At 41.1% G+C, this 12,330-nt stretch carries 13 protein-coding genes; 2 read left to right on the top strand and 11 right to left on the bottom strand.

Features of this window, described 5'->3' with window-relative positions; all coding sequences use genetic code 11:
- Positions 1–9 precede the first annotated feature (9 nt).
- Both pruA and BMZ55_RS07550 read left to right on the top strand, forming a co-directional pair.
- A complete protein-coding gene (gene pruA, locus BMZ55_RS07555) occupies positions 10–1,635 on the top strand; it encodes an L-glutamate gamma-semialdehyde dehydrogenase (RefSeq protein ID WP_089819812.1) in 1,626 nt (541 codons plus the stop codon).
- Positions 1,636–1,795: 160 nt separating this feature from the next.
- Positions 1,796–2,053: a YtxH domain-containing protein gene (locus BMZ55_RS07550; RefSeq protein WP_039340785.1), complete on the top strand. Its 258-nt coding sequence runs from the start codon at positions 1,796–1,798 to the stop codon at positions 2,051–2,053.
- 84 nt (positions 2,054–2,137) lie between these two features.
- On the opposite strand, the gene ypfJ is transcribed toward BMZ55_RS07550, so the two are convergent.
- From ypfJ to nrfD, 11 genes are all read right to left on the bottom strand, one after another.
- Positions 2,138–2,992, bottom strand: coding sequence for a KPN_02809 family neutral zinc metallopeptidase (gene ypfJ / locus BMZ55_RS07545; RefSeq protein ID WP_089819811.1), 855 nt, complete (start codon positions 2,990–2,992; stop codon positions 2,138–2,140).
- A 72-nt stretch (positions 2,993–3,064) separates the two neighbouring features.
- Positions 3,065–4,450, bottom strand: a complete 1,386-nt coding sequence (locus BMZ55_RS07540; RefSeq protein ID WP_089819810.1) for an ArnT family glycosyltransferase — start codon at positions 4,448–4,450, stop codon at positions 3,065–3,067.
- On the bottom strand, positions 4,428–5,171 hold the full coding sequence (locus tag BMZ55_RS07535) for a glycosyltransferase (RefSeq protein WP_089819809.1): 744 nt from the start codon (positions 5,169–5,171) through the stop codon (positions 4,428–4,430). The genes BMZ55_RS07540 and BMZ55_RS07535 overlap by 23 nt, the downstream gene beginning before the upstream one ends.
- A gap of 32 nt (positions 5,172–5,203) precedes the next feature.
- Positions 5,204–5,686 carry a 6,7-dimethyl-8-ribityllumazine synthase gene (gene ribH / locus BMZ55_RS07530; RefSeq protein ID WP_089819808.1) on the bottom strand — a complete coding sequence of 161 codons (483 nt, stop codon included), beginning with the start codon at positions 5,684–5,686 and terminating at the stop codon, positions 5,204–5,206.
- Between the two features lie 11 nt (positions 5,687–5,697).
- The gene (locus tag BMZ55_RS07525) at positions 5,698–6,408 is read right to left on the bottom strand and encodes a YfgM family protein (RefSeq protein WP_089819807.1); all 711 of its coding nucleotides are present in this window, start codon (positions 6,406–6,408) and stop codon (positions 5,698–5,700) included.
- Between the two features lie 125 nt (positions 6,409–6,533).
- Positions 6,534–7,067, bottom strand: a complete 534-nt coding sequence (locus BMZ55_RS07520) for an adenine phosphoribosyltransferase (RefSeq protein WP_089819806.1) — start codon at positions 7,065–7,067, stop codon at positions 6,534–6,536.
- The gene (locus tag BMZ55_RS07515) at positions 7,067–8,275 is read right to left on the bottom strand and encodes a DUF6694 family lipoprotein (RefSeq protein WP_089819805.1); all 1,209 of its coding nucleotides are present in this window, start codon (positions 8,273–8,275) and stop codon (positions 7,067–7,069) included. Before BMZ55_RS07515 ends, BMZ55_RS07520 begins: the two co-directional genes overlap by 1 nt.
- Positions 8,276–8,349: 74 nt before the next feature.
- Positions 8,350–9,681 carry a quinol:cytochrome C oxidoreductase gene (locus tag BMZ55_RS07510; protein WP_089819804.1) on the bottom strand — a complete coding sequence of 444 codons (1,332 nt, stop codon included), beginning with the start codon at positions 9,679–9,681 and terminating at the stop codon, positions 8,350–8,352.
- A 13-nt stretch (positions 9,682–9,694) separates the two neighbouring features.
- Entirely contained in the window at positions 9,695–10,426 is a 732-nt protein-coding gene (locus tag BMZ55_RS07505) for a c-type cytochrome (RefSeq protein WP_089819803.1), read from the bottom strand.
- Entirely contained in the window at positions 10,419–10,940 is a 522-nt protein-coding gene (locus BMZ55_RS07500; RefSeq protein WP_089819802.1) for a DUF3341 domain-containing protein, read from the bottom strand. Before BMZ55_RS07500 ends, BMZ55_RS07505 begins: the two co-directional genes overlap by 8 nt.
- Positions 10,927–12,327, bottom strand: a complete 1,401-nt coding sequence (gene nrfD, locus BMZ55_RS07495; protein ID WP_039340815.1) for an NrfD/PsrC family molybdoenzyme membrane anchor subunit — start codon at positions 12,325–12,327, stop codon at positions 10,927–10,929. The genes BMZ55_RS07500 and nrfD overlap by 14 nt, the downstream gene beginning before the upstream one ends.
- Positions 12,328–12,330: the final 3 nt, after the last annotated feature.

Here is a 12,330-nt window from a genome sequence, read left to right as displayed (position 1 = left end):
ATTTAAAATATGTCAAAAGCAATTTCCCAAGTTCCTTTAGCTATAAACGAGCCCGTAAGAAGCTATGAACCAGGATCTGATGAGGTAAAATCACTGATTGCCACCTACAAAGAAATGTGGAAAGAAAAAATGAATATCCCGATGGTGATTGATGGTAAAGAGGTTACAACCGGCGATGAAGTCGTGATTACTTCACCACAGGATCACCAACATAATTTAGGCGTGTACCACAAAGGAACCATGCAGCATGTTGATGACGCCATCAATGCTGCATTAACCGCAAAAGAAAAATGGAATAATTTAGGTTGGGAACAACGTGCAGCAATATTCTTAAAAGCTGCAGATTTAATTGCTGGTCCGTACCGCGACCGCTTGAATGCAGCGACTATGATCGGACAAAGTAAAAATGTGCATCAGGCGGAAATTGATGCAGCTTGTGAATTTATTGACTTTTTAAGATTCAATGTAGAATTCATGACGGATTTATATAGTGAACAGCCAATTTCTGATAACGGAATCTGGAACAGATCGGAATACAGACCTCTGGAAGGATTTTGCTTTGCGGTAACTCCGTTTAACTTTACAGCAATTTCCGGGAACTTACCAACTTGTATGGCTTTGATGGGAAATGTTGTTGTGTGGAAACCTTCTGACAAGCAAATTTACTCCGCAAAAGTCATTATGGATATTTTAACCGAAGCTGGTTTACCAGACGGTGTTATCAATATGATTTTCACCGATGGGAAAGAAACTGCAGAGAAAGTTTTGGCACATCCGGATTTTGCAGGATTGCACTTCACAGGTTCTACCAAAGTTTTTCAAAGCATGTGGAAAACCATCGGCGACAATATTCACCAGTACAAAACCTACCCGCGAATCGTGGGTGAAACTGGCGGAAAAGATTTCGTGGTTGCTCATCCGTCTGCGAATGTTGATGCTGTAGCGACCGGCCTGGTGCGTGGTGCATTCGAATATCAAGGTCAAAAATGTTCAGCTGCTTCCCGTGCGTATATTCCACAATCTTTGTGGGCAGATGTAAAAGCGGTGATGGAAAAACAAATGAAAACCATTAAAGTAGGAAGTCCGGAAGATCCTTCGAACTTTGTTAATGCGGTAATCGATGAAAATTCTTTTAAAAAATGTAAAGGATACATCGAAAGAGCCGAAAACTCCAGCGACGCTGAAGTAATCATCGGTGGTAAATGCGATGACAGCAAAGGCTGGTTTGTAGAACCAACGGTTATCGAAACAAAAAATCCGAAATATGAGTCGGTTTGTGAGGAAATTTTTGGGCCGATTCTTTCCGTTTACGTTTACGAAGATGCTGAATGGAATGAAACTTTGAAACTGGTTGACGAAACTTCACCATATTCTTTGACAGGAGCTGTATTTGCGCAGGACCGTTACGCGATTGCTGAAGCTTATAAAGCGCTTGAAAATGCTGCCGGAAACTTCTACATCAACGACAAGCCAACCGGTGCGGTTGTTGGTCAGCAGCCGTTTGGTGGCGCGCGTGCTTCCGGAACCAATGATAAAGCAGGTTCAAAAATGAATTTGCTGCGTTGGGTTTCCGTTCGAAGTATTAAAGAAACTTTCGTTTCTGCAAAAGATTATAAATATCCTTATTTAGGTTAAACTAATTTTAAATTAAAAAATTCCGCTCTTTTAGGGCGGAATTTTTAATTATAGATATTAACAAAATTTTAGCATTGCAGAAGGTGAATTGGCACAAAATTTACATATTAGATGCTATCAATTTAAAATTTTATTCATTAAATAATTAAAAATTAAAGTTATGGGAACCAAGACAAACGGCTTGTTAGCATTATTAGGATTAGGTGCAGTTGCATGGTGGAAATATAAAAATTCCAGTCCGGAAGAAAAGCAAATGGTAAAGGACAAAGTAAACACCGCTAAAGATAATTTCAACCAGTGGGGGAACGACATCAAGTCAAAAGCTTCAGATCTGACTTCACAGGTTAAAGATAAAGTTAGCGAAACTACCAGTACCAATGCCACTAGTCCAGAGACCGGCATGAATCAAGGCTATTAAAAAACGCAATTTACATTCATATATTTAAAAACCACCGAACATTTTGTTCGGTGGTTTTTTTCGGTGCTATAGGAGCATTTTTTTCTAATTTAATAAAGCGTTGAAAGTATCTCCCTGACGAATGTCTCCCGTGTTATAACCTTTCATAAACCATTCTTTACGCTGTGCAGAACTTCCGTGTGTAAAACCTTCCTGGTTCACATAACCTTGCGAACGTTTCTGAATATTATCATCACCAACGGCTTCGGCTGCAGAAATTGCAGACTCAATATCACCAGGTTCTAGAATATTTTCCCGATTATCGGTTTGTTTTGCCCAAACTCCGGCATAAAAATCCGCCTGTAGCTCTGTTGCCACAGAAACGCGGTTCATGTCAGTTTGAGAATACCTACCGCTGTTTCGCAACTGGTTTACTTTTTGGGTGGTTCCTAAAAGCGTCTGCACATGATGCCCGATTTCATGCGCCATTACGTAAGCTATTGAAAACTCGGTTACCTGAGCACCAAAACGCTGCTCCAGTTCTTTAAAGAAACTCATATCCATATATACGGTTTGGTCTGCGGGACAGTAAAATGGGCCCATTGCAGCCTGCGCTGTGCCACAACCGGATTGTGTTACATCTTCAAACATCACCACTTTCGCGGCTTCGTACTGCATGCCGTTTTCCTGAAAAATTTTAGTCCAAGTCTGCTCGTTTTCAGCGGTCACCATTTCGACAAAATCGCGAACTTTAAGTTCTTCAGTTGTTAAGTCGCGCTGTTCGGTCGCCGGACCAGCACTGCCAGTCCCCGAAGATAAAATAGCGGACGGATCACCACCCAGAAAAAATATGATTGCTGCGATAATTAAGGTTCCCAAACCACCACCGACAAGCATGCCGCCCCCGCCGGAGCCTCGTCTGTCATCTACATTCCCACTTCTATCATTTGTCCATTTCATAATAGTTTATTTTAATTTTTTACATTAACAAAAAATATACCTAGTTATCAATTAAGAGGACGCCGCCGCAAACTATTTTACTTTAAACAAAATACTTTTCCGACTTTCGTCCAGCTTTATCATTTCGGGGGAATTTTGCACTGATTCCAGATTTCGTTTACGGACCAGTAAAAGGAAGTTTTTGTCGGCGCTTTTCAGGCTGTCTAACTTTTCAACCGGAACAGTTTTAACGCGACCTTTGCTGTAAAACTGGCTTGAATACGTTTTCTCTCCGAGGTAGAAGAGTTTTTCACCTTTATAATTTTTTAAAATGTACTTATCAGTATTAGTATTGTTTTCAAAAACTCCGGGAACAAAATAAAGCAGGATAATAAGAACCGAAAGTATCGGAACAACAAGTGCGGACCAGACGTACGCTTTTTTGTATTTAATGCTGTCCCAATAAGTTGCCACAAACAGCGCAAGCGGAACGCAGCACGGCAAAATATAAGTGTGGATGAGACTTTTCGATGAGGTGAAAAACAGCGGAGTCCACAAAACCCACAGCGCTAGAAATAAAAGCCAACGGTCTTGAAGAATTAATTTTGGTTGTTTGACAGCCTTATTTGCGAAAAAAATAATCCAGGGCAGTGCCAGTGAAAACAGAAAAACCCAGATAATACCAAAAGGCTGGATTTTCGGAAAACCATATTTATCACCCTTCCAGGAAGCATCGAAAAACCGTTTGTAATGCTCACCAACAAAAAAGTACTCCAGAAATCCCGGTGTTGTTTTTTCAGCAAGATAATACCACGGCAGCGCCACGGCGATGACAAGCAGCACACCGATAAACCACGGAAAAGCTAAAAGTTTTCGAAATGATTTAAACCAAACCGTCCACGCGAATAGCGGCGGACCTGTCAACAGCAAAATAATAGGCCCTTTTGCTAAAAATCCGAGCCCTATTGCCACAAAGAAAAGATATCCACAATAACGCTTTCCACCGTTCATGGTTTCCCAAAAAGAAACCATCATCAGCGTAATAGTGAGCAACAGAGTCATATCTGTGGAAACTACCCCGACATGCAATAAAAATTCCGGCAGCGTAAAGAGAATAAAAGCAGGTATAACCAGCGGAAGGTTTGCGCGTTTGGCAAATGGTTTCAATAGCAATATCAGCAACATAGAAATTGCAAAAGCAGGAAAACGCACGGCGAATTCATTAACTCCAAAAACTTTGATTGATAAAGCGGAAAGCCATGTAGAAAGTGGAGGTTTCGCCCAAAACGGTGTATTATAGTCAATCTGCGGTGTAACCCAGTTGCCGGTTTCGGCCATCAGTCTGGCAATTTCCGCATAGCGGGCTTCCGTTTGGTCCATTAGCGGAATCAGCGCATTTAAAATTAAACGCGTAACAATTAAGCAAACAAGCGCGATCTTGTAGAATTTGGTTGAATTATAAAATGCTGTTTTCTGCATTTCGGTATTTTTTAGCGATTAAAAAAAGATCGATCCAAAGCTTAAAGAAGTAAGTGAATTTAACTTTGGACTCTTCAACGTCCTGCCAACGTTCGAGAGGAATTTCACGGCAGAACTGCGACATTTTTGGTCCGCCAAGGATATTTTTCAGCCGGAAAAAAATCTCGACATCAAACAGCCATTTCGAGATAAATTTATCTTCAAAAAGCGCCCTCACCATGTCTGCACGGAAAACTTTGCACCCACACTGCGTGTCATAAACCGCAATTCCCAAAGCTTCGGAAATAAAAGTAGCGATCACCCGCCCGGAATAGTGACGGTATTTTTTTCGTGAAATGAAGTTGTCGATTTTAGAAATTCGGGAGCCAAAAGCAAAGACAATTTCATCCGAAATCTTGTTAGAAATTGCAAGCCATTCTTCAAGTGACGTGGCAAGATCAGCGTCGAGATAGCCAAGCTTTTCGAAGCCAGCATCGCTACTAGCCAACATTCCGGCCCGCACCGCAGCAGCTTTACCTCCGTTTTCGGGCAAGTCGATAATTTGAACGTTTTCCGGAAAATTTAGTTGTAGTCGCTGAAGAATGCTTAAAGTATCATCGGTGGAACCATCATTCACGAAAACTATTTTACAGTGATTATTCCCCTTTAAAAACGCAGAATATCCGTCGACCGGCAGCCGCGAAGATTCATTATAGCAAGGAATGATGACTGCTTTTTTCACTCTAAACAAATTTAATTCTACCTAGTCGGACTTTACAAATCTCGTTTGAAAGCAACCATCTGCATTGCTGTAACGGCCGCTTCAATTCCTTTATTTCCGAGCAGGCCACCGCTTCTGGCAATCGATTGCTCTTTGGTATCATCAGTTAAAAGGCAAAAAATTGCCGGAACATCCGTCAGAATATTGCAATCTTTAATTCCCTGCGCAACTGCGGAACAAACATAATCAAAATGTGGTGTTTCGCCGCGGATGACGCAGCCAATTGCAATTACCGCATCGAAATAGCCGGTTTTACAGAGTTGCATCGTCGCATAATTAAGCTCAAAAGCACCCGGCACGTTGAAGATTTTAATATGATCTTCTTTTATCCCTTCTTTTAGCAGTGTTTCCAGCGCACCATCGCGCAGGTTGTCGGTTACAAAATCATTCCATTCGGAAACAACAATGCCAATTCTAAAAGAACTGGCATCGCTGATTTTTAATGGTTGATAATCTGAAAGATTTACAGTTGCCATTTTATATTTTTTTAGAAATATTTTACCATTTCAATGTACGCGTCAGACATGCCGTTATCGTAATCTTCATATTTTTCCTCGATTGTAGAGAAATATTTTTTTGCTTCCGCATTTTTCTTCATTGCAAGAGCTAAAGTTCCGGCTTTTCTGGTAAAATAATATTTCGTGTACGGATCGTCGCTTGCAGAAATTGCTTTATCTAAAAGTGATAACGCATCTTCGTTTTTATTTAAATTAGACTGGCTGTCGGCCATTGCGCCATATTTCAAAGCAGTTAAAACTTTGCTGTCGCTGGAAAAATTGTCTAACAAATCGTAAGCTTCCTGATATTTACCTTCTTTGAATTTAATTAATCCTGCATTATAAGCAGAAAGTTTACCAACTTCAGTATCTGAATAATCTTTGAAAGTTCCTAAATATCCTGGGTTTGCAGCACTTTTTCCACCTAAAGCTAAATCGGTTTTACCTTCGGCAAGATTTTTTTGTGCAGACAAATAGCTTAAAGTTGCTTCTTCATTGCGCGGCTGCACGTAAAACTGTTTGTACGCAAAAAAGCCCAATACAGCGATCACTAAAGCACCAAAAATGATGGTCAGAAGTTTTGCATTTTTTTCCAGAAATCTTTCGGTATCTAAAGCACCGCGATCTAAATCTTTGAAAACTTCTACCGTTTCCTTACCTTCCATATCGTTTTTGTTGATGTGAGGTCTCTGTTTTGCCATAATTTAATAAAAATTGAAGTGCAAATTTAACTGTTTTTGAGCGATATACAAAATTAAGTTTCTAAAAAAGAAGCCGCCATTCCGCCGCGAAATTTTACCTGCTAAACACACTATTTTTTTCGTTTTTAGTAACTCAGAATCTGGTGAACTTCTGCATTGAATTTTTTCAAGCGTTCTTCGCCACCCAAATCTTTCAAAGCGATTAAAAAGCTGAACTGCGAAACCACACCACCCTGCTTTTCTATCAAGAGCGCTGCCGCTTCTGTAGTGCCGCCGGTTGCTAATAAGTCATCGTGGATTAAAACTCTTTGCTTCGGTTTCAGCTGGCCGGTGCGCATTTCAATTTCGGCGGAGCCGTATTCCAGATCGTATTTTTGTCCGACGAAAGGCGGTGGTAATTTGCCTTTTTTTCGGATTAAAATGAACGGAACGTCTAAAGCGACAGCGATGGCGATTCCAAATAAATAGCCGCGACTTTCGATTCCGCAAACCACATCAATTTTATCACGGCTGAACGCCGCAAGATCTCTGATGACATCTTTGTAAAGCTGCGGATTCAGGAAAATGGGCGTAATATCTTTGAACTGAATTCCCTCTTTCGGAAAATTCGGGATATTTTCGATGGTTTTTTCTAAATCTTCTACTAACTGCTGATTCATTATTGATTGATTTTATAGCTGGAAATCTTCCACTCTCCATTTGTATTTTTAAGCCCGAAAGTCACCTGGATAGCTGTTGTTTTTCCGTCTTTGTCTGTGATGTCATACGTGGCGTTTACGCTTGCAGCATTTGGATTCACTGAAGTGGTTGCTATATTTTTTACGTTTACACCTTTAACTCCACCAAAACCGGAAGTTGGATTGGAAAACTGATCGTAAGAGCCCCAACCCGGATTATCGGCTGTGGCATAAGCACCTCTTAAATTTTGAGCAGAAAGATTGTTGAGGAAACGTGAAACCGTAGCTTTCGGATCCCCTGCGGGAATTACAGCTTTGTCAACAGGTGTATCGTCATTAAATCTAATGGAATCGGTTGGTAACTGTGCATCCGGATTTGCTGGATTTAGCGCGGGATCGCCGGGCGGCATACGTAAGGCTTTCGGATTGACATCAATACCGACCTTAGTCATTTTAAACGTCTTTTTCGTGGTTTTTACCGTAACCGTAATATCAATTTGGTTATTGATGATTTTTTGGGAAGGTAACGAGGAGTATCTTAAGGTAAAACCTTTAAAATTATTGTCCTGCATTAAATTTTTAGCCTGCAAAACCTGCGCGCCACCACTGTAAACCTGCATAACAACTTCCAGCGCTGCGCCGGTAAAATCAACCTTATTTCCTTTATTGTCTAACAGTCTTGGGACAATTTGCAAAGATTGCGGACCTAAAACTTCATCATTACCGAGCGGACTTACCACGATGCTTAAAGAGTTTGCTGAAACTTCATTCGGATCGGACTCTTTAGCGAGTTCGTTCCCGAAAATGTTCATTTCACCTAAAGACGGTGGTCCGGTGCTTGTCCAGTCGATACCGTTGCTTTTTGCGACTTTATCCGCTAAAGCAAAAATTTCCGGCACTTTCTTGCCATTTATTAGATTTCCTAAACCTTTCAGCTCGTTATAGGAACCTTCTGCCTCCACACCGAAAGTTTTAATAATGTATAGAGCTTCGCTAAACTTTACCTGCTGCAACGTGGTTAAACTGGTTGCCATATCATTGATACTGGACTGCAATGTCTTCGTATTGGTTGCATCAACGGTGGTTTTCTTACAGCTTGCAAGCGCGGCAAAAACAAAAATTAGGAGCAAAAAGCGGCTTTTTTTTAAAATTGCCTTTGGCGAAATATCGGTTAAAAAGTTAATTCTCATCAGAGTTTGGTTTAAAACAAATTTATAAAAAAATCCCGACAAAGGCCGGGATTGTATTTGATATGAATATTCGCTTAGAAAGGATATTCATAAATTTTTGATTCGTGAACGAATGGATTTCCTTCCGGAATTAATTTGCGTTTAGACAATGCGGTCATCACTGCGAAAACGAATAATCCAAAGCCGAATAGCACTGCACCAAGATTAGTTAACAATCCGGTGATATTTTCCCAGTATGGACCTACGGAGCCCGGCATTACCATATTGTAATACACTAACCAGTGCCCGCAGATAATGATGATCGCCATCGTAGTCATTACGGTATAGTTTCTTTTGATGCTGGAACTTACCATAACCATTAACGGAAGTGCAAAGTTTAAAACCAAGATTAACCAGAATGCCCAACCGTAGTATTCAAATCGACCGTAGAAGTAGTTTACTTCTTCCGGAATATTTGCATACCAGTACAACATGAACTGTGCAAACCAGGTATAAGTCCACAACATCGTAGAAGCAAATAAGAATACGCCTAAATCATGTAAGTGGTTATCATTAAACTGAGGTAAGAAACCTTTTTTCTTCAAATAAACGCTGATTAATAAAATCGCAGCAATTGAGGAAGCTAATGTACTTACCATCGCATACCAGATATACATGGTAGAATACCAGTGCGGATCGATGGACATTAACCAATCCCAAGCCCAAGCTGCAGATGCGAAACCGAAGAAAGCGATATATCCTACATTCCAGTTATAATAAGTGGCATAGGTAGCTCTACTTTTTGTTTCGTCCACTTTTTTGGAAAGGCTTTTAAGTTTCCAGGCGAAGAAAGAAGCACCGATTACATAAATTAATGTTCTTACCGCATAAAAAGGAATATTTAAAAATGTTTTCTTTTCAAATAAGATTGCATCAAAATTCGGGTTTCCTTTTTCGGTGAGTTCAGGATCCATCCAATGGAAGAGATGTCCTAAATGGGAAACGTTCAGCAACATAATGATCACGATGATCGCCCCCGCCCATGGAATAAATGAAGCGATTGCCTCCATCACCCGTAAGATGATAATGGACCAACCTGCGTGTGAAGCCGTTTGAATGGCGTAGAAAAACAAGGCACAACAGCTTAACGCAAAAAGGAAAACTGCAACGGTGTGAATTGCTGCTAACGGCTGATTATGGAACTGAAGTTTAGCATGCTCCAAGTGCGCCGCGTGATCCTGCGGTCCAACAAGCTCGCTGGAGTTGGAAGGAGCGTGATTACCGCCTGCATGAACAGCCTCCATCATATGTTCAATTTGTGCATCATCTGCAGCATGGTTCATAAAATAACCTGCGCCAAAAAGCACCAATCCCGCTATGATGAATATGATTGAATATAATCTTAATTTCGGTGAAAAACTATACATTTTATTACTCTTTTTATTTTTTAGGACTCGTACTAGATGGTGCTCCCGGCGCGGCTGCGTCCGCTGTAGCAGGTGCTGCTGCGGCAGTTGTAGCAGAAGCTGCAGGAGCTGCTGATGTTCCACCTTTGAAGGCATTCATCACGTAAAGGGAAACTCTCCAACGGTCACCAGGTTTCAGCTGACCCGCATATGATCCCATAGCATTTCTCCCATTTGTTAAGACATAGTGCACAGAACCTACGGTAAGTTCCCGGTCTGCATATTTCGGAACACCCAGATACGCACCACTTTCTACGATTGGTCCCTGACCGTCACCAGCTACGCCGTGACAAGCAGCACAGGTTTGATCGTATAAAATTTTGCCCCTTTTGATGTCTTTTTCTTGGTTTGCAGCATCTAACGGTGAAGTTGTTAGCATTTTGGACTCGTCGTAACCCGCATTGTATTCATCCGGGGTCATTGCTTTGTTTGCCGCCTGATCTGCAATACCTTCTTCGTTTTGTGCTACTGTTCCGTTCACAGAACCAAGACCGGTACCTCCATTATTTTTAACAAAAGCAGGAATGGAATTATCGTGGTCTGAGTATGCATCTTCAGCCTTCATCAAAGGATCGTACGCTACTGGAAAATACATATCCGGAAAATAAACCAAAGGCGGATTTGCGTCGCTGCAAGAACTTAAGCTAATTGCGGCGAATCCTAAGATTGCTGTAACTTTAATTATATTCTTTGTCATCTTAAGCATCTTTTACAGTTATTTCTTCAACCCCGGTATCAATCAGGATTTGTTTTACTGCATCTACATTGTCTGTAACAAATTCCATCATGAATTTATCATCGGTCGTGCGCGGATCCGGGTTTTGCGGTGGGCATCCAGGATACATTTTGTTTCTCACCAAAAAGGTAAGGGACATCATGTGTGCTGCACAGAAAACCATTAATTCAAACATTGGAACCACGAAAGCGGGCATATTTTCACCCCACGTAAATGCAGGCTTACCACCAATATTCATTGGCCAGTCATGATTCATGGTATACCAGGTAACCAAAGCACCGATTGTTAAACCGTACACTGCGTAAATAAAAGCAGCGTCAGAAATTCTGGTTTTTCTTAAACCTAAAGCCTTGTCCAGCCCGTGTACCGGGAATGGTGTGTAGACTTCTGCAATCGCAATACCTTTATCGTTGAAAGCTTTTACACCTTCCAATAAATCATCGTCGTCGGCATACATGCCGTATATTCTTTTAGTGGTGCTCATCTTCTTCTTCTTTAGCTTTATAAGTTTCACCTGATATCTTCAAGATGGTCTTCAATTCTGCCTGTGCGATTACCGGGAAGGTTCTGGCGTACAATAAGAATAAAACTCCGAAGAAACCAATTGTTCCTAAATAGACGCCGACATCAATAATTGAAGGTTTAAACATTGTCCAGGAACTTGGTAAATAATCTCTGGAAATATTGATAACGATAATGTCAAATCTTTCAAACCACATCCCGATGTTGATTACCAAAGCGATAATAAATGTCGCGAAAATGTTTGTTCTGATTTTCTTGAACCAGAATAAAGCTGGAATTACCAAGTTACAGATGATCAATGCCCAGAACGCCCACCAGTAAGGTCCGGTTGCCGCCCCTGGTGAAAGGTAGGTGAAATCCTCATATCTTGATCCGGAATACCATGCGATAAAATATTCAGTAGCATAAGCTACAGTTACCATACCACCTGTTACTATAATTACAATGTTCATAATCTCGATATGATACATGGTAATATAATCTTCTAAGTGTGCTACTTTTCTAGCTACTAATAGAAGCGTCTGTACCATTGCGAAGCCTGAGAAAATTGCTCCCGCAACGAAATATGGCGGATAAATGGTGGAGTGCCAACCTTTAATTACGGACGTAGCAAAGTCAAAGGATACCGTGGTGTGTACCGAGAATACAAGTGGAGTTGCCAATCCTGCCAATACCAAAGATAATTCTTCGAAACGCTGCCAGTGTTTTGCTTTTCCACCCCATCCGAAAGACAAGAAGGTATAGATTCTTTTGGTCCAAGGAGTTTTTGCACGGTCTCTGATCATCGCAAAATCCGGAATCAACCCCATAAACCAGAAAACTGTGGATACGGAGAAATAAGTAGAAATTGCAAATACGTCCCAAAGTAGTGGCGAGTTAAAGTTGGTCCAAAGTGAACCGAATTGGTTTGGTAAAGGGAAAACCCAATATCCTACCCAAACTCTACCCATGTGAATTACCGGGAAGATCGCTGCCTGAACTACCGCGAAAATCGTCATCGCTTCCGCAGAACGGTTTACAGACATTCTCCATCTTTGTCTAAATAATAAAAGTACAGCAGAAATAAGTGTTCCTGCGTGACCGATACCTACCCACCATACAAAGTTGGTAATATCCCAGCCCCAGTTGTTGGTTCGGTTAAGTCCCCAAGCACCAATACCGGTACCGATGGTGTACGCAATACAACCAAATCCGTAGACGAAAAGGGCTAATGCGATCCAAAAAGAAACCCACCATAACTTCCCTGCTCTTTCTTCTATAGGTCTGGCGATATCCTCGGAGATATCGTGATAAGTCTTGTGACCAATAATTAAAGGTTCCCTTATCGGAGCTTCGTAATGTCCTGACATTTT

The sequence above is a fragment of the Kaistella treverensis genome, assembly GCF_900114045.1.
In the GTDB taxonomy this organism is placed as follows: Bacteria; Bacteroidota; Bacteroidia; order Flavobacteriales; family Weeksellaceae; genus Kaistella; species Kaistella treverensis.
Note: the sequence above shows the minus strand (reverse complement) of the source record. Positions and strands in the feature narration are given on the sequence as shown.

What these genes read in the sequence shown, in the direction of transcription:
- pruA (WP_089819812.1), top strand. Translation starts at nt 10, where the DNA reads ATGTCAAAAGCAATTTCCCAAGTTCCTTTAGCTATAAACGAGCCCGTA.
- BMZ55_RS07510 (WP_089819804.1), bottom strand. Translation starts at nt 9,681, where the DNA reads ATGTATAGTTTTTCACCGAAATTAAGATTATATTCAATCATATTCATC.
- BMZ55_RS07550 (WP_039340785.1), top strand. Translation starts at nt 1,796, where the DNA reads ATGGGAACCAAGACAAACGGCTTGTTAGCATTATTAGGATTAGGTGCA.
- BMZ55_RS07525 (WP_089819807.1), bottom strand. Translation starts at nt 6,408, where the DNA reads ATGGCAAAACAGAGACCTCACATCAACAAAAACGATATGGAAGGTAAG.
- nrfD (WP_039340815.1), bottom strand. Translation starts at nt 12,327, where the DNA reads ATGTCAGGACATTACGAAGCTCCGATAAGGGAACCTTTAATTATTGGT.
- BMZ55_RS07500 (WP_089819802.1), bottom strand. Translation starts at nt 10,940, where the DNA reads ATGAGCACCACTAAAAGAATATACGGCATGTATGCCGACGACGATGAT.
- BMZ55_RS07540 (WP_089819810.1), bottom strand. Translation starts at nt 4,450, where the DNA reads ATGCAGAAAACAGCATTTTATAATTCAACCAAATTCTACAAGATCGCG.
- ypfJ (WP_089819811.1), bottom strand. Translation starts at nt 2,992, where the DNA reads ATGAAATGGACAAATGATAGAAGTGGGAATGTAGATGACAGACGAGGC.
- BMZ55_RS07505 (WP_089819803.1), bottom strand. Translation starts at nt 10,426, where the DNA reads ATGCTTAAGATGACAAAGAATATAATTAAAGTTACAGCAATCTTAGGA.
- BMZ55_RS07515 (WP_089819805.1), bottom strand. Translation starts at nt 8,275, where the DNA reads ATGAGAATTAACTTTTTAACCGATATTTCGCCAAAGGCAATTTTAAAA.
- ribH (WP_089819808.1), bottom strand. Translation starts at nt 5,686, where the DNA reads ATGGCAACTGTAAATCTTTCAGATTATCAACCATTAAAAATCAGCGAT.
- BMZ55_RS07520 (WP_089819806.1), bottom strand. Translation starts at nt 7,067, where the DNA reads ATGAATCAGCAGTTAGTAGAAGATTTAGAAAAAACCATCGAAAATATC.